At 59.9% G+C, this 20,460-nt stretch carries 24 protein-coding genes; 5 read left to right on the top strand and 19 right to left on the bottom strand.

Annotated features, from left to right (window positions below; genetic code table 11):
- The first annotated feature begins 54 nt into the window (after positions 1-54).
- The 3 genes from CKA81_RS02435 (at position 55) to CKA81_RS02425 (ending at position 2,885) form a co-directional block, all read left to right on the top strand.
- On the top strand, positions 55-1,560 hold the full coding sequence (locus CKA81_RS02435) for a leucyl aminopeptidase (RefSeq protein ID WP_128353877.1): 1,506 nt from the start codon (positions 55-57) through the stop codon (positions 1,558-1,560).
- A 9-nt stretch (positions 1,561-1,569) separates the two neighbouring features.
- Entirely contained in the window at positions 1,570-2,049 is a 480-nt protein-coding gene (locus CKA81_RS02430; protein WP_128353876.1) for a DNA polymerase III subunit chi, read from the top strand.
- Between the two features lie 131 nt (positions 2,050-2,180).
- Entirely contained in the window at positions 2,181-2,885 is a 705-nt protein-coding gene (locus CKA81_RS02425; RefSeq protein ID WP_128353875.1) for a Bax inhibitor-1/YccA family protein, read from the top strand.
- An 83-nt stretch (positions 2,886-2,968) separates the two neighbouring features.
- On the opposite strand, the gene CKA81_RS02420 is transcribed toward CKA81_RS02425, so the two are convergent.
- From CKA81_RS02420 to CKA81_RS02330, 19 genes are all read right to left on the bottom strand, one after another.
- Positions 2,969-3,550, bottom strand: a complete 582-nt coding sequence (locus CKA81_RS02420; RefSeq protein ID WP_128353874.1) for a PIN domain-containing protein — start codon at positions 3,548-3,550, stop codon at positions 2,969-2,971.
- Complete coding sequence (recO, locus tag CKA81_RS02415) at positions 3,547-4,131, bottom strand: DNA repair protein RecO (protein WP_128353873.1); 585 nt, start codon at positions 4,129-4,131, stop codon at positions 3,547-3,549. The genes CKA81_RS02420 and recO overlap by 4 nt, the downstream gene beginning before the upstream one ends.
- Entirely contained in the window at positions 4,124-5,011 is an 888-nt protein-coding gene (era, locus tag CKA81_RS02410) for a GTPase Era (RefSeq protein WP_128353872.1), read from the bottom strand. Before era ends, recO begins: the two co-directional genes overlap by 8 nt.
- A complete protein-coding gene (gene rnc / locus CKA81_RS02405; RefSeq protein ID WP_128353871.1) occupies positions 5,008-5,766 on the bottom strand; it encodes a ribonuclease III in 759 nt (252 codons plus the stop codon). Before rnc ends, era begins: the two co-directional genes overlap by 4 nt.
- Complete coding sequence (lepB, locus tag CKA81_RS02400; RefSeq protein WP_128353870.1) at positions 5,766-6,653, bottom strand: signal peptidase I; 888 nt, start codon at positions 6,651-6,653, stop codon at positions 5,766-5,768. The genes rnc and lepB overlap by 1 nt, the downstream gene beginning before the upstream one ends.
- A 27-nt stretch (positions 6,654-6,680) precedes the next feature.
- A complete protein-coding gene (gene lepA, locus CKA81_RS02395) occupies positions 6,681-8,474 on the bottom strand; it encodes a translation elongation factor 4 (protein WP_128353869.1) in 1,794 nt (597 codons plus the stop codon).
- A gap of 131 nt (positions 8,475-8,605) precedes the next feature.
- Positions 8,606-10,102: a DegQ family serine endoprotease gene (locus CKA81_RS02390; RefSeq protein ID WP_128356482.1), complete on the bottom strand. Its 1,497-nt coding sequence runs from the start codon at positions 10,100-10,102 to the stop codon at positions 8,606-8,608.
- A gap of 30 nt (positions 10,103-10,132) precedes the next feature.
- Complete coding sequence (locus CKA81_RS02385; protein ID WP_128353868.1) at positions 10,133-11,155, bottom strand: MucB/RseB C-terminal domain-containing protein; 1,023 nt, start codon at positions 11,153-11,155, stop codon at positions 10,133-10,135.
- Positions 11,155-11,655, bottom strand: coding sequence for a sigma-E factor negative regulatory protein (locus CKA81_RS02380; protein ID WP_128353867.1), 501 nt, complete (start codon positions 11,653-11,655; stop codon positions 11,155-11,157). Before CKA81_RS02380 ends, CKA81_RS02385 begins: the two co-directional genes overlap by 1 nt.
- Positions 11,656-11,665: 10 nt before the next feature.
- Positions 11,666-12,265 (bottom strand): RNA polymerase sigma factor RpoE, encoded by a 600-nt coding sequence (gene rpoE, locus CKA81_RS02375; protein WP_128353866.1) that lies wholly within the window; start codon positions 12,263-12,265, stop codon positions 11,666-11,668.
- Complete coding sequence (locus CKA81_RS02370) at positions 12,262-12,609, bottom strand: hypothetical protein (protein ID WP_128353865.1); 348 nt, start codon at positions 12,607-12,609, stop codon at positions 12,262-12,264. The genes rpoE and CKA81_RS02370 overlap by 4 nt, the downstream gene beginning before the upstream one ends.
- A gap of 13 nt (positions 12,610-12,622) precedes the next feature.
- A complete protein-coding gene (gene fabF / locus CKA81_RS02365; RefSeq protein ID WP_128353864.1) occupies positions 12,623-13,852 on the bottom strand; it encodes a beta-ketoacyl-ACP synthase II in 1,230 nt (409 codons plus the stop codon).
- A 153-nt stretch (positions 13,853-14,005) separates the two neighbouring features.
- Positions 14,006-14,245: an acyl carrier protein gene (gene acpP / locus CKA81_RS02360; RefSeq protein ID WP_043680887.1), complete on the bottom strand. Its 240-nt coding sequence runs from the start codon at positions 14,243-14,245 to the stop codon at positions 14,006-14,008.
- 142 nt (positions 14,246-14,387) lie between these two features.
- On the bottom strand, positions 14,388-15,131 hold the full coding sequence (gene fabG, locus CKA81_RS02355; RefSeq protein ID WP_128353863.1) for a 3-oxoacyl-ACP reductase FabG: 744 nt from the start codon (positions 15,129-15,131) through the stop codon (positions 14,388-14,390).
- A gap of 4 nt (positions 15,132-15,135) precedes the next feature.
- On the bottom strand, positions 15,136-16,068 hold the full coding sequence (fabD, locus tag CKA81_RS02350) for an ACP S-malonyltransferase (protein ID WP_128353862.1): 933 nt from the start codon (positions 16,066-16,068) through the stop codon (positions 15,136-15,138).
- A gap of 21 nt (positions 16,069-16,089) precedes the next feature.
- Entirely contained in the window at positions 16,090-17,064 is a 975-nt protein-coding gene (locus CKA81_RS02345) for a beta-ketoacyl-ACP synthase III (protein WP_128353861.1), read from the bottom strand.
- Between the two features lie 20 nt (positions 17,065-17,084).
- Positions 17,085-18,167 (bottom strand): phosphate acyltransferase PlsX, encoded by a 1,083-nt coding sequence (gene plsX, locus CKA81_RS02340; protein WP_128353860.1) that lies wholly within the window; start codon positions 18,165-18,167, stop codon positions 17,085-17,087.
- A 49-nt stretch (positions 18,168-18,216) separates the two neighbouring features.
- On the bottom strand, positions 18,217-18,399 hold the full coding sequence (rpmF, locus tag CKA81_RS02335) for a 50S ribosomal protein L32 (RefSeq protein ID WP_128353859.1): 183 nt from the start codon (positions 18,397-18,399) through the stop codon (positions 18,217-18,219).
- Between the two features lie 63 nt (positions 18,400-18,462).
- On the bottom strand, positions 18,463-19,041 hold the full coding sequence (locus CKA81_RS02330) for a YceD family protein (protein WP_206750836.1): 579 nt from the start codon (positions 19,039-19,041) through the stop codon (positions 18,463-18,465).
- Positions 19,042-19,202: 161 nt separating this feature from the next.
- Here CKA81_RS02330 and CKA81_RS02325 point away from each other — a divergent pair, with 161 nt between their 5' ends.
- Together CKA81_RS02325 and CKA81_RS02320 are read left to right on the top strand one after the other, a co-directional pair.
- Entirely contained in the window at positions 19,203-19,742 is a 540-nt protein-coding gene (locus CKA81_RS02325; RefSeq protein ID WP_237183401.1) for a Maf family protein, read from the top strand.
- A gap of 35 nt (positions 19,743-19,777) precedes the next feature.
- The gene (locus CKA81_RS02320; protein WP_128356478.1) at positions 19,778-20,458 is read left to right on the top strand and encodes an SAM-dependent methyltransferase; all 681 of its coding nucleotides are present in this window, start codon (positions 19,778-19,780) and stop codon (positions 20,456-20,458) included.
- Positions 20,459-20,460: the final 2 nt, after the last annotated feature.

The raw sequence follows: 20,460 nt of genomic DNA, 5'->3' as shown, positions 1-20,460 counted from the left end.
GAGAGAATATGCGGGATAATCATAAGCATCTTTTGGACACTCTTGGGAACTCGAATGGAATTTAGCACACAGACCACTGCTTCCTTGCACCAGATCAAGACCGCCGCCCTGGCCGTTGGTGTTTTCACGGACGGCGTGCTCAGCCCCGCCGCCGACGTCATCGACCGCGCTGGAGCGGGCGCCTTGCGCGCCGTCACCAAGACGGAGTTCAAAGGCAAGAGCAATACCCACGCCGTGCTGCGCGATATTCCGGGTGTGTCTGCTGCAAGAATCGTATTGGTGGGACTGGGCAAGCAAGAAAACTACAACGCCACGGCACATGGCAGCGCCGAACTGGTCTTCGCCCAATACTGCGCCGCTGCCGGCCTGACCGAAGGCGTTTCCACGCTGGCATCCATCGAATGCCCCGATACTACCCTACGCACACGCGCCCGTGCAGCCGCATCGGCCGGCACCCGTGCCGGCTACCATTACGATGCCACCTTGGGCAAGAGCCGTGAAGCCGGCCCACGCCTGCGCAAGATCGCCATCTGGACCGCCCGCGGGCAGGCCGCCGAAGCCCAGCAAGGTCTGTCCGAAGGCCAGGCTCTGGGCGAAGGGATCAACCTGGCCCGCATGCTGGGCGACCTTCCCCCCAATGTCTGCACACCCAGCTATCTGGGCAAAACCGCCAAGCAACTGGCCAAGCAATTCACGACCCTGAAGGCCGAAGTCCTAGAGCGCAAGCAACTCGAGGCGCTCAATATGGGCTCCTTTCTGTCAGTTGCACGCGGCTCCTACGAGCCCCCCGCCTTCATCGTCCTGAAGCACACCCCAGCCGGCCGCCGGCCGGCAGCCAAGGATCGCAAGGCGCCTATCGTGCTGGTGGGCAAAGGCATCACCTTCGATTCGGGCGGCATTTCGATCAAGCCGGCCGCCAATATGGACGAGATGAAGTACGACATGTGCGGTGCCGCCAGTGTACTGGGCACCTTGCGCGCGGTCGCCCAACTGGAACTTAACCGCGAAGTCATCGGCATTATCCCCGCTTGCGAAAATCTGCCCAGCGGCCGGGCCAACAAGCCCGGCGACGTCGTCACCAGTATGTCGGGCCTCACGATCGAGATCCTGAATACCGACGCCGAAGGCCGCCTGGTGCTGTGCGACGCGCTCACCTATGCCGAGCGCTTCAAGCCCGCAGCGGTCATCGACATCGCCACCCTGACGGGTGCCTGCGTGGTGGCGCTGGGCAATGTCAATTCGGGCTTATTCAGCAAAGACGACGACTTGGCCGACAGCCTGCTGCGTGCCGGCCGGGCGGCTGCCGATCCTGCATGGCGCCTGCCCCTGGACGACGCCTATCAAGAGCAACTGCGGTCCAACTTCGCCGACATCGCCAATATAGGCGGCCCGCCTGCCGGCGCCGTTACGGCGGCGTGCTTCCTGTCGCGCTTCACCAGCAGCTATCCATGGGCCCACCTGGATATCGCCGGAACAGCGTGGCGCGGCGGCAAAGAGAAAGGCGCATCGGGCCGACCGGTCCCGCTCCTGGTCCATTACCTGATCGAGCAGGCAAACTAAGCCAGCCGCATGGTACGCATCGACTTTGCCTTCGGCGCGCCAGACCGCTTGCGGATGGCCTGCCAAGTAGTGCGCAAGCACTACCTGGCAGGCCGCCCACTGGTCGTCTATACGCAAGATGCGCAAGAGCTTGCCCGCTTTGATCGCCTGTTATGGAGTTTCGAGCCCACAGCCTTCATCCCGCATGTCCTTGCCGGCGACCCGCTGGCAGCAGAAAGCGCCGTAACGCTTACCAGCAGCCTGCCAACGGAACTGCCGGGCGGTGGTGCTACCGGCCTGCCTCCATGGCTAATCAATCTCGATGCCGGTTGCCCTCCCACTGCTGAAGGCTATGAACGCATTCTCGAAATCGTCTCGGACCGCGATGACGACAAACAAGCCGCCCGAGAGCGCTGGCGCCAGTATCAATCGGCCGGCCACACGCTTAATGCCCACGATGTTTCCGGACGCGCCGCCGGTTCTGCCGATTCGGCCCGCCCTTCCCGGTAAATGCCGGCACTATGCGTGGTAATACTTGCGCATTCAGCAATTTGTCAGTTAATCTTTAGCGCTACAAGGAACTCAGGGCTACACTGAGGGTCGTAGTACAGCATACTGATAAATCATTAAAGGAACTCACCATGAACGATTTTCGCGAACAGGTAGCCACTCGCGGCTACACCGGCAGTACGTCCGAAATCGTACGCAACCGTGTCACGCGCAACACCTACTGGCTGCTGGCGCTCTCACTGATACCGACGGTGTTCGGTGCGATGGTGGGCCTTAGCTCCGGCGTCAACCAGTTCATGGCGGCCAGCCCCGGTACCAGCGTCATTGTTTTCCTGGTCGGCGCTTTTGGCCTCATGTATCTTATTGAGCGCAACAAGAACAACTCCATGGGCGTCGCCCTGCTGCTTGCCTTCACCTTCTTCATGGGTGTCATGCTGTCGCGGCTGCTGGGCCACGTGCTGGGCATGGGTAATGGCGCGCAACTGATCATGCTGGCCTTTGGTGGCACGGCCGTGGTGTTTGGCACCATGGCTACGGTGGCTTCCACCAGCAAGCGCGACTTCTCGGGCATGCAGAAGTTCCTGTTCATTGGCGTCATCATGCTGATCGTGGCGTCGGTGGCCAACATCTTCCTGCAATTGTCGGCCCTGGTCCTGACAGTATCAGTGCTGGCCATCGGCATCTTCTCGGCGCTGCTGCTGGTCGATCTGCAACGGGTGATCCGCGGCGGCGAAACCAACTACATCAGCGCCACGCTGGCCATCTACCTGGATGTCTACAACATCTTTGCCAACCTGCTGATGCTGCTGGGCATATTCGGCGGTAGTCGCGAATAACCACCAGCCGGGCAGCCGCTCCCTCGCGGTTGACACTGGCGGGCACAAAAAAACCGGCAAGACGTCCAGTCTTGCCGGTTTTTTTATACGGCATACCCGCTAAGCCGATTCAGCCTGAACAGGCGCTCACGACGCAAGATCACGTCTACCGGGTCCGGCACGCCGCCCGGCGCCACCACATCGTCCGGCAGGCTGCGTAGCAGGGTGGACATTTCGTCGGGAAATTGCTGTTGACAGTGCAGGAAGAATTGGTCCGGATCCAGCAACTGCAGATTCAGGCCGCGCAACTCACTGCGGTTGAAATCCCGGATATTACGGGTCAGTACGGCGACACTGTCCTGCGCGCAGCGAGCCTTCAGCACGCGTGCCGCAGCAATCACATGCCAGTCTTTTGGGTCGCTACGCTGCAAGCCGTTCTTGAAGGCCGTGACATCCCCGCAATCGGCCGCCGGAAACGCCTGCTGAAGCTCGCGCCACTGCGCCCGGATGTCGTCGTCGGACACCTTCCATAAACGCGCGGCATTCCGGCACCACTCATCGCCAATGACCGAACTCCAGGCCACCCGGAAGCAGCCCTCGGTGGCAAGGCGCAACAGCATGCGGCGCAACACATTGGAGATCAGGACACAGGTGTCCAGAACGACGACGTCGGGAAGAGAATTCAATAGCGTTGCAGCTCCATCAGCACCTTACGCGTCTGCAAGGGGCGGCCCAGCAAGGCGTTCAGACGCTCTCGCAAGGACTGGCGCAAGGCCGGCTCTCCCTGGGGATCATCGAAATCAGGCATGTCATCCCCCAGGCCATAGCCGGTCTCGTTCAGCAGTATCCACTCGAAGCGCCGCAAGGCACTGGCGGCAGATTGCTGGAATGCCAGTTGTTGCAGCGCTGCGTCATAGGCGTCGTACAGGACCGGGTGAGGATCTTCGCGGGCCAGCAGCCGCAGCAACAGTTCATTCATGTACCACGCCGACATCAGCGCCCGACCGCCCAAAGGCCGGATGCCGGCGCATTCGGCTCGCGTCAGGGTGCGTACTTCGTTGGCCCCGCTCCAGGACAGGCTAAGCGGCTGAAAGGCGGACAATACGGGGCGCAAGACCGAGTACGGCCTTTTGGCGCCCTTGGCGACCAGCGCCACATTGCCGTGATGGCGCGTAAAGACCTGGATGATCAGCGAGGTTTCCCGCCATGGAGCCGAATGCAGCAGGTAGCCGGCCGCATCCTGGACGCGTTGCGTCCGTCTACTCATATCCCAATTCGCGCAGAGCGCTTTCGCGATCCGACCAGCCCTTGCGCACCTTGATGTACACCTCCAGGTGCACGGGCTTCTCGAGCAACTTGATCATGTCCTGGCGGGCCTCGGAAGCGATGCGTTTCATGTGCCCGCCGCCGGCGCCCAGCAAAATGGGCCGGTGCGTATCGCGTTCGACCACCACGCAGGCCGCGACGCGTGCGCCGGTATCGTCCTCTTCCCATTCCTCGATGACGACGGTGCAGCCGTAAGGCAGTTCGTCCCCCACCAGGCGAAAGATTTTCTCGCGTATCAGTTCGGCCACGATAAAACGCATGGGCCGGTCGGTGAGTGTGTCGGCTTCGAACATCGGTTCGCCTTCGGGCAGGCGCGTGGCGATCTCCTGCAACAGGTTCTCCAGCTGGACGCCGCGCAAAGCGCTGACCGGCACCACGGCAGAGTACGGATGGAGCGCCATGATCTTGCTGACATAGGCAAACATGTCGTTCTTGCTTTTCACCGCGTCGACCTTGTTGACCACCAATATGGTCTTGCCGTCTGCGGGCAACAGAGGCAGCAGTTGCGCGTCGCCGGCCGACCACTTGCCCGCCTCGACCACATGCACGACGACATCGACTTGCGCGAGCGCCTGGGTGACGACGCGATTCATCATGCGGTTCATGGCGCCGCCATGACGCGTCTGGAATCCGGGCGTATCGACAAAAACGAATTGTTCATGTTCGCGCGTCAGGACACCGTGTATCCGGTGGCGGGTCGTTTGTGCCTTGCGTGAAACGATGGAGATCTTGCTGCCGATCAGGGCATTGGCAAGCGTGGACTTGCCGACGTTGGGTCGGCCCACAATGGCGACGAAGCCACAACGAAAGGGATTGCTCATTTGGTCTCCTGGGACACGGCCACCGGCAAGGACAACTGCGCCGACTTGCGTGCGCGCGAACGACCTGAGCCTTTGGCTGGTGTCAGGGCATCGATGGCGGCAATCGCCAACTGCGCAGCCGACTGTTCGGCTGCGCGTCGGCTGGAGCCGCCGGCAGACACCTTGATGTCGAGCTTGGGTATCTGGCACTCCACCTCGAACATCTGATTATGCGCCGCGCCATGGGTGGCGACAACGGTGTAGAGCGGAAGATCCAGTTTGCGGGCTTGCAGGAGTTCCTGCAGCAGCGTCTTGGGATCTTTGCCCAGCGTTTTGGGGTCAACATTGACCAGTATCGATTCGTATTGCCGGGCGATGACCTTGCGGGCCGCGTCGAACCCGCCATCAAGGAAGACGGCGGCGAACAAAGCCTCGAGCGCATCGGCCAGAATGGACGGTCGACGGAAGCCGCCGCTTTTCAGCTCGCCCTCGCCCAGTCGCAAATACTGCGACAAGGACAAGCGCGTGGCGATATCGGCAAGCGAAGCCTGCTTGACCAGGCTGGCGCGCAAACGCGACAGGTCGCCTTCGTCTATCTTGGTAAAGCGCTCGAACAACAGCGAGGCGACCACGAAATTAAGCACCGAGTCGCCCAGAAACTCCAGGCGCTCGTTATGCTTGGCGCTATGGCTGCGATGAGTCAGCGCCTGTTCAAGCAAAGAGGCGTCGCTGAACTCGTGGCCCAGCGCAGCCTGTAAGGACGCCAGTCCGGCCATTAGCGGAAACCACCTATGCGGCTGGGTTCCCGGAAGTTCATCCAGATGAAGAACGCCCGTCCGACGATGTACTCATCCGGAACAAAACCCCAATAGCGGCTGTCGAGGCTGTTGTCGCGGTTATCGCCCATCATGAAATAATGCCCGGGCGGAACCGTGCAGCGCACGCCGTTGCTCAGGTATTCGCAATTCTCGCGATAGGGGAAATCGGTAATAGGCATGTAGCCTTGCGGTGCTTGCTTGTTGAGCAGTATGCGGTGTTCGACCTTGCCCAGTTTTTCAGTGTACCGGCCCACATAGGCGGAACGGTCAGGCTCGAAAAAGTCGCCATCGCGTGCCGTGGGGACCGGCTGGTCGTTTATCGTAAGCGACTTGTTGCGGTATTGCACGACATCGCCCGGTAGACCCACCACGCGCTTGATATAGTCGACATCCGGATCTACCGGATAGCGAAACACCATGACGTCGCCACGACGTGGCGATCCTATCTCGACGATCTTCTTGTCGAGCACCGGCAGCCTGATGCCATACTGAAATTTATTGACCAGGATCAGGTCGCCGTTTTGCAAGGTGGGCAGCATGGATCCCGAGGGAATCCGAAACGGCTCGACAATGAAAGAGCGCAGCGCAAAAACAAACAAGATGACCGGAAAAAAGCTGACGCAATACTCTATCCACCACGGCGCCTTATTGGCCTTGTCGTAAGCTTGCTGGCGCAGGCGCTGAGCCTCGGGCGGCGCCATCCCGACGGTGATGTGCTCGGTAGCCGCCATCGCGGTGACGCCAGCGGCGCGACGGCGGGCACGCAGATGGAAAAAATCCAGAAACCACACTATGCCAGTCAACAACAGCAGCAAAAATAGAATCAGAGCGAAATCCCAGCTCATACCCGGCACACCTTCTTGTTTTTCAAGTTATTTGTCCTCGACCTGCAGAATCGCCAGGAAAGCTTCCTGAGGAATCTCTACGTTGCCGACCTGCTTCATTCGTTTCTTGCCGGCCTTCTGCTTCTCCAGCAATTTCTTCTTGCGCGAAATATCACCACCATAGCACTTGGCCAGTACGTTCTTGCGCAGGGCCTTCACGTTCTCGCGGGCGACCACTTCGGCGCCTATGGCGGCCTGGATGGCAATATCGAACATCTGCCGGGGAATCAGACTACGCATCTTGGAGACCACTTCGCGGCCCCGATAGCGGGCGTTACTGCGGTGCACCATCATGGATAACGCATCGACACGATCTCCATTGATGACCAGGTCCACACGCACCACGTCGGCAGCGGCGTACTCCTTGAAGTCGTAATCCATGGAAGCATAGCCGCGTGAGACCGACTTGAGCTTGTCGAAAAAGTCGAGCACGATCTCGGCCAAAGGCATCTCGTACATAAGATGCACCTGGCGACCATGGTACGTCATGTTCAGTTGCACGCCGCGCTTGGCCATGCATAGCGACATCACCGGCCCGACGTATTCTTGGGGCATGAACAGGGTAATTGTCACGATGGGTTCGCGGATTTCGGCGATGTCACCGACTTCGGGCATGCGCGACGGGCTTTCTATCATGGCCACGGTGCCGTCGCGGTGTTGTACTTCGTACACCACGGACGGCGCCGTGGTGATGATGTCCATATCGAATTCGCGTTCGAGGCGTTCCTGCACGATTTCCATGTGCAGCAAGCCCAGAAAGCCGCAGCGAAAGCCAAAACCCAAAGCCTGGGAGACCTCGGGTTCGAACATCAACGATGAATCGTTAAGCTTGAGTTTTTCCAGCGAGTCGCGCAATTGGTCGTATTCGCTGCTTTCGACCGGGTAAAGCCCAGCGAATACCTGCGGCTTGACCTCTTTGAAGCCCGGCAAGGCGGCCGAGGCCGGCTTGCCGGCCAAAGTGACGGTGTCACCGACCTTGGCGTGTTCCAGTTCCTTGATGCCGGCAATCACAAAGCCGACTTCGCCGGCAGACAAATGGCTGCGGTTGACGGATTTTGGCGTAAATACCCCCACCTGTTCGCACAGGTGGGTAAAGCCGGAGGCCATCAATTGGATTTTTTCTTTGGGCTTGAGCACCCCGTTGACGATACGCACCAGCATGACGACGCCGACGTAGTTATCGAACCACGAGTCGATGATGAGCGCCTGCAGCGGTTTGGTGGGATCGCCTACGGGTGCGGGCACCTTGGCCACGATGTCTTCGAGGATATCGTCAATGCCCATACCGGTCTTGGCACTGCATAAGATCGCTTCGGAAGCGTCGATACCGATAACGTCCTCGACCTCCTGGCGAGCGCCTTCGGGGTCGGCAGACGGCAGATCCATCTTGTTCAGCACGGGGATGACTTCCACACCGAGCTCGATCGCCGTATAACAGTTTGCGACGGTCTGGGCTTCGACGCCTTGCGTGGCGTCCACGACCAACAAGGCTCCTTCACAAGCCGACAATGACCGGCTGACCTCGTAAGAGAAGTCCACGTGGCCGGGGGTGTCGATAAGGTTCAGTGCATAAACCTTGCCGTCCCGGGCCTTGTACTCCAAAGCGGCTGTCTGTGCCTTGATGGTAATGCCGCGCTCACGCTCGATATCCATGGAATCAAGAACTTGCATGGACATTTCACGGTCTGCCAAGCCACCGCAGCGATGAATCAGGCGGTCAGCCAGCGTGGATTTGCCATGGTCGATATGAGCAATGATGGAGAAGTTGCGGATGTGATCCATAAACCTGCAGGGTAAAGCCCGATCGGGGATGATGAGCGGGTAATTATAGAGAGGCCGACTAAACAGCCACAAAAAAGGGGACGCCAGAGGGCGCCCCCTTTTGCTTTACCGCATTTTAGCCGTTTCTGGGATTATTTTTCCGGTGTAACCGTTATCCACTGGGACTGATTGCCACGCATCACCAGAAGCGCCGCCGCCCGCGAAGTGCTCAGGCCGGAAACAACCTTGGCGTACTGCTCGGGGCTGGTGATGTCGACATCGTTGATGGTAACGATGATGTCGCCCTCGGCCAACCCTGCCGTAGCGGCCGGACCTTCGGCTTGTGTGACCTGTACGCCGCCACGGATATTCAGCTTGTCGCGCTGGGCGCTGCTGACTTCGGTAACCTTGAGGCCCAAAGCATCGACCGGCGTGGCAGCGGGTGGCTCGGCGGTCGGACTTGCCGTTTCGCTGTCCGGCGACGGCATTTCGCCCACCGTAACTTTCAGCGTAACCGCCTTGCCCTTGCGCCACACCTGCATGTCCACCTTGCCGCCCGGCTTGGTTGCGCCAACGATGCGGGGCAGATCGGTCATGTGCGAGATGTCTTTGCCATCAAACTTGATGATGACGTCGCCGGACCGGATGCCCGCGTCGTCGGCAGGACCGCCCTCTTCTACGTTGCTGACCATGGCGCCCTTGGCCTCTTCCAGGCCGATAGCTTTGGCGACATCTTCCGAGACCGGTGCAATCTGCACGCCGATACGACCGCGCGTAACCTTGCCGTGCGCCTTGAGCTGCTCGACGACCCGCATGACTTCATCGATGGGGATGGCCAGGGAAATACCCATGAAGCCGCCGCTTTGCGAAATGATTTGCGAGTTGACGCCGACGACTTGACCGGCCAGGTTAATAAGCGGCCCGCCCGAGTTGCCGGGGTTCACTGCCACGTCGGTCTGGATGAAGGGCAGGTAGTCGCCCGTATCGCGATTAATGGCGCTGACGATGCCCGATGTGACGGTGGAATCCAGTCCAAACGGCGAACCGATAGCCAATACCCACTGGCCCTTCTTGAGGGTCGTGGAGTCGCCTATAGGCAGGGGCTTGAGGCCATCGGCATCGATCTTGAGCAAGGCCACGTCAGTGCGCGGATCGGTGCCCACGATAGTGGCCTTGTATTCCTTGCCCGAGGTCATGGTCACGAAGATGCCATTGGACTTGGCAACGACGTGGTTGTTGGTCAGTATGTAGCCGTCTTCCGAGATAATAAAACCCGAGCCCACCCCACGTGGCACCGTGCGCTCTTGGGGCGCGGCGTCAGGGGTGTTGCGTTGGCGCGGACCGGGCATGCCCGGCGGCATGAAATCCGGTCCGAAGAACCAGCGGAACATCTCGTAGGGATCGTTGCTGTTGGGTCCCATGGCCGGATTGCGTACCGGCACCGCCTCGGTAGTGCGGATATTGACTACCGAACCTTCGGTGTCGGCGACCACTTGTGTGAAGTCGGGCACGGCCAGCACTGGCACTGGCGTTGATGTCGGCTGCGCGCTGGTCACGGCGCCTATCGTGGTACAAGCCACGAGCAGCGTAGCAGAAGCGCATGCAAGCAGTCGTTTGATTTTTCCGTTGCTGGTGTAAGCAGAAAGCATCATGAAACTCCTGGTTTGAAAATTGAATTATTAGTGGCTGGCCAATGGCACGTATTCGGTGCTCTCGGCGATGTCGCGCAAAGTGCCTGCCGGCACCTCGCCCAGGGTAGTGAGCCAGAATTCTCCGACTCGGGTGCGATAGATATTCATGGCGCCCTTGCTGGCCGCCACGCCGGTGCCTGCGGGCGGGCCGGCAGGGTCGTGCGGCTCGATAAAGATCGAGATGGCGGCCAGGCCGTCGGTGATTACCATCTGGCTGACCGGCCGCCCGGCTTTCATGGGCCGGGACACCTGAGTTACCGGAGCGAAGCCCGGTGGGAAGGGAATGCGCCAGCCTTTTGCTGCAAGATCTATCGGTGTCATGGCGGTTTCGAGTACCCGCCAGTCCTTAAAGTTCCAATTCGAGGCCAACTGGCCAGGCACCACCTTGTCGCCCAGTTGCAAGCTGGTGAAGGAAATTTGATCCACTACCCCCTGATCCAGACTGACGGTCTGGGCCTTCAGCAGCAAATTGGTTTCGGTATCTGCGCACAGGCGATAGCCGTAGCGATGTTCGTCTCGGGGTAGCAACTGTATGACCGTGCACTCGCGGCCAGCGATGCGCCGTTGCGTGGGCTGGATACTTATTTCGTAATGCTCGCCAACGGCGGCGCCATCGCCCAACAGCAACGCCGGGAAGCGATCCATGCGTCGACGCTCGACAACGACCAGCTTCTTTTCCGGTACCAGGAATTGCGTGATGTCGTTATGGCGCAAAAACTCGCGCTGTGGCCCGTCCAGCATCTCGATGCGTTCGCGCTCGCCCGTGCCGTCAACCACATGGGTCACGCGGGATGACACCATGGTGGAGCCGTGTTGGTAGGTATAGACGCCGGCGTAATCCAGTTGACGGGCGGCGGCGTGCATCTTTTTAAGCAAGGCTACGGCAGGCACTGTGCTGTCGTCGGGCGCGTCTGCCGCATAACCTGGCGTGGCGACCGCACAGGCAGTCACCAGCGCCAGAGCGTAATACCATCGACGGTGAGCAAGCAGCTTGCGGGCAGCCCTGCGCATTAGCGAGCGACCTCGAACGATGCCTGGCGCACGGGGTTCATGCCGGCGATTTCGCGATGAGCGTCCAGGTAGTCGTTGAAGCCGGGATCGTCGGCCGCGCTGGCGAGCACTTGGGTGTCTTGCGCCGCAGGAGTTCCGGGAGCCGAAAAGTAAGGCAAGGCGACCCACACTACCGTGGCCACTGCAGCCGCTACAGCCAAGCCGGAAAGGCCGGCGCGCAAGGGCCCGCGGCGGCGCGCAAGGCGCGGCGCGACGATGTGCGGCTCGGCGTCGATAGCCTTGGAGACGCGGGCGTAGAAAAGATCGCTGGGTTTAATGGCCAGATCCTCATTGCGCATGACGTCGCCGATAAGGTGATAGGTGTCCCACACCTGGCGGCCGTAGGGCGAATCAAGCTCTTCCGGCCGCGGTTCGCCCTCTCCGTCTATCCAGGTGGATACGGATGCTTCCCAGGAAGTTTCTTCTTCCTGTTCGACTCTGGCTTGATGGACCGCTTGCATTCCTGGCTCCTTACCAACGACGCTCGGTATCGCTTTCGAGCACAGGCCGCAGTTGGGCGGCGATGGCTTCCCGGGCGCGGAAGATGCGAGAGCGCACCGTACCGATCGGGCAGCCCATGCTCTGGGCGATGTCTTCGTAACTCATACCTTCGATTTCACGCAGCACAATTGCCGTGCGCAGGTCATCGGGCAAACTGTTGATGGCCTTGTTGACGGTTTCGACCACCTGGCGGCTGGCCAGCGTGGATTCGGGGGTGCTGTTGTCAGTTAGGTTATCGATCTGGCTAAAAGTTTCACCGTCTTCGGTTTCTATTGCATTTAGCGTAATGGGACGCCGCCCGCTGGCGGCCTGCCAGTTACGGGCGGTATTGATGGCGATCCGATACAACCATGTATAAAAGGCGCTGTCGCCGCGAAATTGCGGCAAGGCTCGATAGGCCTTGATGAAGGCCTCCTGGGCCACGTCCTCGACCTCGGCCGGGTCACGTATCATTCGCGACAGCAGGCGCATGATTTTGCGCTGATACTTCAGAACCAATAAATCGAACGCGCGCTTGTCGCCACGCTGAACTCGTGCAACCAGTTCGGCATCGACATCGCGTTCGCTCATGAGGCTTCCTTGATATGGGCCCGTCGTGGCAGCGCAAGCTGCCGGGCCACGGCCAGACACAACTGGCGCCACGCCGCCTTCGGGACGGCGGCTTTCCAAATAGTGACCTGTACCGACGACGCCGCTACAGGCGGGTCGTCGCCCAGTCTGAGGGTAAGCCACGCCCATGCTTGCCAGGCATGGGCCAGGTGCAGCACCCGGTCTTGACCGTGGCTGGTGATCATCCAGCACCCGTCAGTGCGCAGTATCAGTGTACCTTGGCCGGGTAAGGGCCGGCCCAGCACGGCGCCCGCCAGATCCGTCCAGTGCGTGCGACGGATGGGCCACTGCCCGGTGGCAGCCACGGGGGGCCTCAGCCTAGAGCCTCCGCACGATCATGGAACCGTTGGTGCCGCCAAATCCGAAGGAGTTGGACAGCGCCACGTCTATCTTCATGTTGCGCGCTTCGTTGGCGCAGTAGTCCAGGTCGCACTCTGGGTCCTGGTTGAAGATGTTGATCGTGGGCGGCGATATTTGGTGGTAGACAGCCAGCGTAGTGAAAACCGCTTCGATGCCGCCGGCCGCCCCCAGCAGATGACCGGTCATCGACTTGGTGGAATTGACGACCAGCTTCTTGGCATGGTCGCCAAACGCCAGCTTGAGCGCTTCAGTTTCGTTTTTGTCTCCCAATGGCGTGGAGGTGCCGTGCGCGTTGACGTAGTCGACTTCGTCGCCATTGACCTGGCCATTGCGCAAGGCATGCGCCACGCCACGGCGCGGGCCGTCGCGGTCGGGCGAGGTGATGTGATAGGCATCGGAGCTCATGCCGTAGCCGCCAAATTCACCATAAATGCGCGCCCCACGCTTGCGGGCATGTTCGTACTCTTCCAGCACCAGGACGCCGGCACCCTCGCCGAGCACAAAGCCATCGCGATCGCGATCCCAGGGGCGCGAAGCCGTCGTGGGGTCGTCGTTACGGGTGGAAAGCGCCCGCATGGCGGCAAAGCCGCCTATGCCCAAGGGCGACACAGTGGATTCGGCCCCGCCGGCCACCATGACATCGGCATCGCCGTATTCGATCAGGCGCGCTGCATCGCCTATGGAGTGCAAGCCGGTGGTGCAGGCCGAAACCACTGCATAGCTGGGGCCTTTAAGGCCCAGCATGATGGACAACTGACCGGAGATCAGGTTGATGAGCGAGGCCGGTACAAAAAACGGCGATATGCGCCGCGGACCGCGCTGCAGATATTCGATTTGAGTTTCTTCTATCCGGGGCAGGCCGCCGATGCCGGATCCGATAATCGTGCCGATGCGATCGGCGTTTTCGTCGGTGATCTCCAGGCCGGCATCACGCCATGCCTGTACACCTGCAGCCACGCCGTAATGGATGAAGGTATCCATTTGCTTGGACTCTTTGGCCGACATGTACTGCGTAATGTCGAAATCTTTGACTTCACCCGCAATCTGGGCATTGAATGCGGACGGATCAAAACGCGTAATACGTCCGACACCTGAACGCCCATTCACGATATTGTCCCATGCGCTGTCAATATCGTTGCCGACTGGCGAAACAATACCCAGACCGGTAATGACGACACGTCGTTTCACGGATGACTCCTAAAAATAAAAAAGCGGCTTAATGCGAATAGACGCAATGCGACGCCAAACTCCGATGAGAATTTGGCCAAGCAGCGTGCCTATACCAATAAACCGCTTTGGGGTGTGGCAGCGTAACCGGAGCGCCGCACCCACACATTGAAATTACTGCTTGCTGTGCGACGTGATGTAATCAACAGCTTGCTGAACCGTCGTGATTTTCTCGGCTTCTTCGTCCGGAATCTCGGTTTCGAATTCGTCTTCGAGTGCCATCACGAGCTCGACCATATCGAGCGAATCGGCACCGAGGTCGTCAAGGAAGGAAGATTCGTTCTTGATCTCGGCTTCATTAACGCCAAGTTGTTCAGCGACGATCTTCTTGACGCGCTGTTCGATGCTTTCCATGCAGATCTCCAAGTGGGGAAAATTCCCGCGAATTATAGCCAAACGAAATTGGTAATGGTGCTGGCTATGATAAAAAAAACAGTAATACCGCCATTGGGCGAAAACAAAAGATTTTACCCCAACGCAGGGGTATGTCCGGCAGTTACATGTACATCCCGCCGTTCACGTGCAGGGTAGTCCCTGTGATGTAGCCGGCCTGCGGACCGGCCAAAAAGCTTACGGCGCATGCCACGTCGGTAGCCGAACCCATGCGCCCTAAAGGGATCTGGGTAAGAATAGCCGCCGTCTGGGTTTCGTTAAGAGCGCGGGTCATGTCGGTTTCGATGAACCCCGGAGCCACGCAATTGACTGTGATATTGCGGCTACCCAGTTCACGCGCAAGAGCACGCCCCATGCCCGCCACGCCGGCCTTGGCGGCGGCATAATTGGCTTGGCCCGGATTGCCCGTGGAGCCAATCACAGAAGTTATATTGATGATGCGCCCCCAGCGGGCCTTCATCATGGGCTTGATGGCCGCTCGCGACAGCCGAAAGACCGCCGATAGATTGGTTTCCACCACTGCGTCCCAGTCGTCGTCTTTCATGCGCATGGCCAGGTTGTCGCGGGTAATGCCGGCATTGTTCACCAGGATTTGCGGGCCGCCGTTGCCTTGCGCCAGCTCGTGGATAAGGGCCTCGCAAGCGTCCACGTCATTGACGTCCAGCACCACACCGCGTCCGCCCAAGTCGGCCAGCATATCGCTGATCGACACCGCACCGGCCTCGGATGTTGCTGTGCCGACCACCGTGGCGCCCTGGGTAGCCAGTTCTAGTGCGATGGCCTTGCCGATACCGCGCGTAGCGCCCGTAACCAGGGCAAGCTTGCCCTCCAGCGGTTTGTTGTCCATAACCCTATCCTTGTAAAGTGTCCAACGCTGACTGCAGCGTAGCCGTATCCGTAATGGCCAGTCCGACCAGATCCCGGTCTATGCGTTTGGTCAAGCCTGCGAGCACCTTGCCCGGACCGCACTCGACGACATGAGTCACACCCTGCGCCTTCATGGCTTGTATGGTCTCGACCCAGCGCACGGGATGCCACGCCTGGCGGACCAGGGCATCGCGTATGGCGTCGCTGTCCGACGTCGTGGCGACATCCACGTTATTGATCAGCGGAATCGCCGGCGACTTGATGTCTATGGCCGCCAGCGCCTGTTTCAGCACCTGCGCGGCGGGCTGAAGCAGGCTGGAATGGAAAGGCGCGGAGACCTGCAGCATCAGGGCGCGCTTGGCGCCTTGGGACTTTGCCAGCTCGCATGCACGCTCCACCGCCTGCTTATGACCCGCGATCACGACTTGAGCCGGGGCATTGAAGTTGACCGCTTCGACGACCTGTCCCTGGGCAGCCTGCGCACAGATATCGCGCACGACATCGTCGTCCAGCCCCAGTATGGCCGCCATGCCGCCGGTGCCCACAGGCACGGCGGCCTGCATGGCATCGGCCCGTATACGCACTACTCGAACAGCATCCTGCAAACTGATTGCCCCCGCAGCGGCCAGCGCCGAATACTCACCCAGGCTATGGCCGGCGACCAGTGCAGGCGGCAAGCCCCCCGCGTCCAGCCAGGCGCGGTACATGGCCACTGCGGCCGTCAGCATGACGGGCTGCGTATTGGTGGTGAGATTCAGTTCTTCGGCGGGCCCGCCGGAGATCAAGGCGCCTAGATCCTGCCCCAAGGCATCGGAGGCCTCCACAAGCACGCGGTCAACCGCGGCATTGCCCGCCCAGGCATCGAGCATGCCGACCGACTGCGATCCCTGGCCGGGAAAGACAAATGCAATTTTCATAGTTTCAAGGTCCGTGATGACTTACATACGCGCCAGCACCGAGCCCCACGTGAATCCACCGCCCACACCTTGCATCAGGACAGTGTCGCCCTTCTTGATGCGGCCATCGCGCAGCGCGACATCCAGGGCTAGCGGCACACTGGCGGCCGACGTATTGGCATGCTTATCGACTGTCACAATGACTTTGTCGTCGGGAACGCTCAGGCGACGCCCGAGGAAATTGATGATGCGCACATTGGCCTGATGAGGAACCAGCCAGTCGACATCGGCGACTTCCATGCCGGCCTGTTCACAGACGTCTTGCGCTGATTTGGTCAACGAGGTGACCGCGAGCTTGAATACCGCCTGCCCATCCATGCGCAGGAAGGGGTCGCCCACGACCTCGCCATGAGCGACGTTGCCCGCCGCACACAGAATCTTCATTTGGCTGCCATCGGCATTCAACTGAGCGGCAAGGATGCCCGGCTCGTCGGATGCTTGCAGCACAACGGCACCCGCGCCATCACCAAAGAGCACGCAAGTGCTGCGATCGTTCCAATCCAGAATACTGGAGAAGACCTCGGCGCCGATAACCAGGGCGGTTTTGGCCCTGCCGGCCTGAATAAATGCGTCGGCGGTGGTCAATGCATAAACAAAACCGCTACACACGGCCTGGACGTCAAAGGCCGCCCCACCCTTGGCGCCCAATTGCGCCTGCACCAGGCAGGCTGTGCTTGGAAACACGAAATCAGGTGTGGAAGTGGCGACGATAATCAGATCGATGTCGTCGGCCGTCACGCCCGCCATATCCATCGCCGCCCTGGCGGCATGGGTGGCAAGCTGACTGGTCGTCACGCCCGGATCAGCAAGGTGGCGTTGGTGGATGCCGGTACGCTCTACGATCCAAGAATGCGAAGTCTGGATCTGCCGCGTCGCGAGATCGGCGGCGAGATCGTCGTTGGACACGACTCGGGGCGGTAAATACCCACCCGACCCTATTATCTTGGCATAAGGCATAGTAGCTTCCAGATACCTGGCTATGGCGCAGGATCAGATGTTTGGTTGGTGAGCTTCGCCGATTGCGCGGCCGCAGCCAGCAGGCTTTGGCGAAGACGATCAATGGCGCTTGTTGTACCATCAAGCAGCCCATTCTGCACGGCCTCTCGGGCGCGTGCCAGCGCATAGCCGTAAGCATAGGCATCGGCAGAGCCATGGCTCTTGATGACGATGCCGCGCAGCCCCAGCAGGGCGGCGCCATTATAACGACGGTTATCGACGCGGTCTCGCAGACGGTTCAACACCGGCGTGGCCAACAGGCCGGCAGTCAGGGACAAGGCATCGCGCTTGAACTCGGCACGCATCATGGTGGCGACCATCTTGGCAACCCCCTCGATGGACTTGAGCACGACATTGCCCACAAAACCATCGCAAACGATGACGTCGACAGTACCCTTGCAAATATCGTCGCCCTCGACGTTGCCATAAAAGTTCAAACCGCTGTTGCGCAGCAGTTCGGCCGCCTGCTTGACGACTTCATTACCCTTGATGACTTCTTCGCCGATGTTGAGCAAGCCTATGGTGGGCTGCTTATGACGATCAACGCGCGATGCCAGTGCCGAACCCATGATGGCAAACTGCAGCAAATGCTCGGCAGAGCAATCGACGTTGGCGCCCAGGTCGAGCATGGTGGTGGCACCACCCTTCTGATTGGGAATGGACGTGGCAATAGCCGGGCGGTCGATGCCATCCAGCGTCTTGAGCAAATAGCGCGATATCGCCATCCATGCACCGGTGTTGCCCGCCGAAATACAGGCGTCTGCCCGGCCGTCCTTGACAGCCTGGACTGCCACCCGCATGGATGAGTCTTTCTTGCGCCGCAAGGCGACTTCTACAGAATCGGCCATGGTGACGACCTCGGTCGCCGGCAGTATCTCGTACCAGTCGCGATCGGGTCCGCCCAGCTTTGCCAGTGCCGACTCGATATCCGCAGCATGTCCCGCCAACAGGAATCGCGTATCGGGGTGTTGCCGGGCAAATTGATGAGCGGCCGGCACCGTCACAGGCAGGCCAAAATCGCCGCCCATGCAATCAACGGCGATACGGATTTCGGGTGTCGACATCAAGTGCGCAATCTATAGCGTTTTATGGCGAGATCGCAACAGTAGACGATTACTCGTCGTTTTTGGTTTTGAGCACTTTACGGCCGCGGTAGATACCGTTGGGGCTGATGTGGTGACGCAGGTGCAGTTCGCCCGTTGTCGGTTCGATTGCCGTCGGGGGCGTCGTGATGAAATCGTGCGAACGATGCATACCACGCTTGGACGGGCTCTTTTTGTTTTGCTGTACGGCCATGATGACTCCTGATAACGGGTCGCTATTGTACGCGATAGTCCCGCAAGTTAAGTTCGTAAAAATTCAATCTTTCTTAAGCTGGTTCAACACCGCAAACGGCGAGGGTTCGGCCTCGTCCGGCTCGGGCTCTTGCGTTGCAAGGGCCTCGGGCAACGACGGACAGACATCGTGCTTGGGCACATAAGGCAGCCCCAGGATGATCTCGTCCTCGACCAATTCCAGCACATCCAGTCGTGGCGAACCTACGATACGCTCGACCATGTCTTCGGCCTCGGTGTCCTGGCTGCCTTCGTCGTCCAGATCGGCTTCGGACTTGACAATGCGAAGGCGGTTTTCTGCGTCGACCGGCCAGGGTAGCGGCTGCAGGCAACGCTGGCATTCCAGCACCGGCACCGCCTGCACGGACAATCGAAGAAAATGCCTGCCGTGCGGGTCGATCTCACCCTTCACCGACCACGATACCTGACTGGCGGGCTGCTCGGGTAAATCTTCAATCAAACGCTCAAAGCTGGAAATCGGCGTCTGGCCACTTACCTCGTGGCCAGTTCTAGTAAGCACATAGGTATCTACGTAGCTTACATCCCTGCTCGGGTTTTCATTCGGGGTTTCAGCCCTACCCAAGGGTTCCATATCGGCTTCCATGTCTTTTCACTTACAGCCAGTGCTTGTCAAATACTAGACTAGCTTTCGGGCATAAAGAAAACATTAGATAATACCGTGTTCCGCCATTTACAGTCAAACCCAACTACTCAACGTTACCTATGCGTCTCATCTTAGCCTCAAGTTCTTCCTACCGCCGCAGCATGCTCGAACGTTTCGGCCTGCCCTTTAGCTGCGTGTCGCCCGATATCGACGAGACACCCCTGGCTGACGAAACACCCGGCCAGCTGGCTTTGCGCCTGTCGATGGCCAAGGCCCTGGCTGTGTCGGACGCCCATCCTGGCGCCATCGTTATCGGCGCAGACCAAGTGGCCAACTTCGACGGCAGGCCTATCGGCAAACCGGGCGGCTTCGAGGCGGCAAGAAGCCAGCTTGGACAGCTTAGCGGCCGGACAGTAGAATTTCACAGCGGCCTGTGCGTAACAAACGGCCAGCGCACCGAAGTCGACAACATACTGACCTTGTGTCGCTTTCGCCAGCTTACCGAGGTCGAGATCGTCAACTACCTGCAGCGCGAGCAACCCTACGACACCGCAGGCAGCGCCAAGGCCGAGGGTATAGGCATTACGCTGATGGAAAGCATGCAGTCCGACGACCCTACCGCCATTATTGGCCTACCCTTGATCGCGTTGGCGCGCATGCTGCGCGGCTTCGGAGTCAACCCTTTACTGGAGCAGTCGTGAAATCAGCAGGAGTCTTGCATCTGATACCCGTGGGCATGGGCGATTCTCCTCCGGAACGATGGCTGCCGCCGGAAGTGCAGGCCCTGGCCGGGCGGCTGAACACTTATATCGCCGAGAACGCCAAGACCGCGCGTGCCTTCCTGAAGGCAGTCGGAACGCAGGGCCCGCTGCAGGAGATCACCATCCACACCCTGACAGACAAGGTCGACGCCGCCCAGATCAAAGCCTGGATCAAGCCGCTGCTGGACGGTGGCGAAATCGGCCTGGTATCCGAGGCAGGTTGCCCCGCAGTGGCCGACCCGGGCGCCAAGGTCGTCGCGCAGGCGCACACCATGGGCATACGGGTGGCGCCCTGGGTGGGGCCGTCATCCATACTGTTAAGCCTGATGGGCAGCGGGCTGGACGGCCAGCGCTTTACCTTTCATGGCTACGCGCCAGTGGACGCCGCGGACCGTGCCAAGCGATTGAAGGCATGGGAGACCGCCTCGCAAAAGTTGCTGCAGACGCAAATCCTGATTGAAACCCCCTATCGCAACGAGGCGATGTTCGAAGCGCTTAAACTGACTCTGCGCCCAGACACCCGACTTTGCGTTGCCCGTTCCCTGACGACGCCGGATGAATGGCTGCGGACGCACACCATTGCGCAATGGAGGTCGCTGCCGGCGCCCGACCTGGCCAAGAAGCCCGCCATCTTCCTGTTTCTGGCGGGGCGCTAGGC

The sequence above is a fragment of the Pollutimonas thiosulfatoxidans genome (assembly GCF_004022565.1).
GTDB lineage: Bacteria > Pseudomonadota > Gammaproteobacteria > Burkholderiales > Burkholderiaceae_B > Pusillimonas_D > Pusillimonas_D thiosulfatoxidans.
Note: the sequence above shows the minus strand (reverse complement) of the source record. Positions and strands in the feature narration are given on the sequence as shown.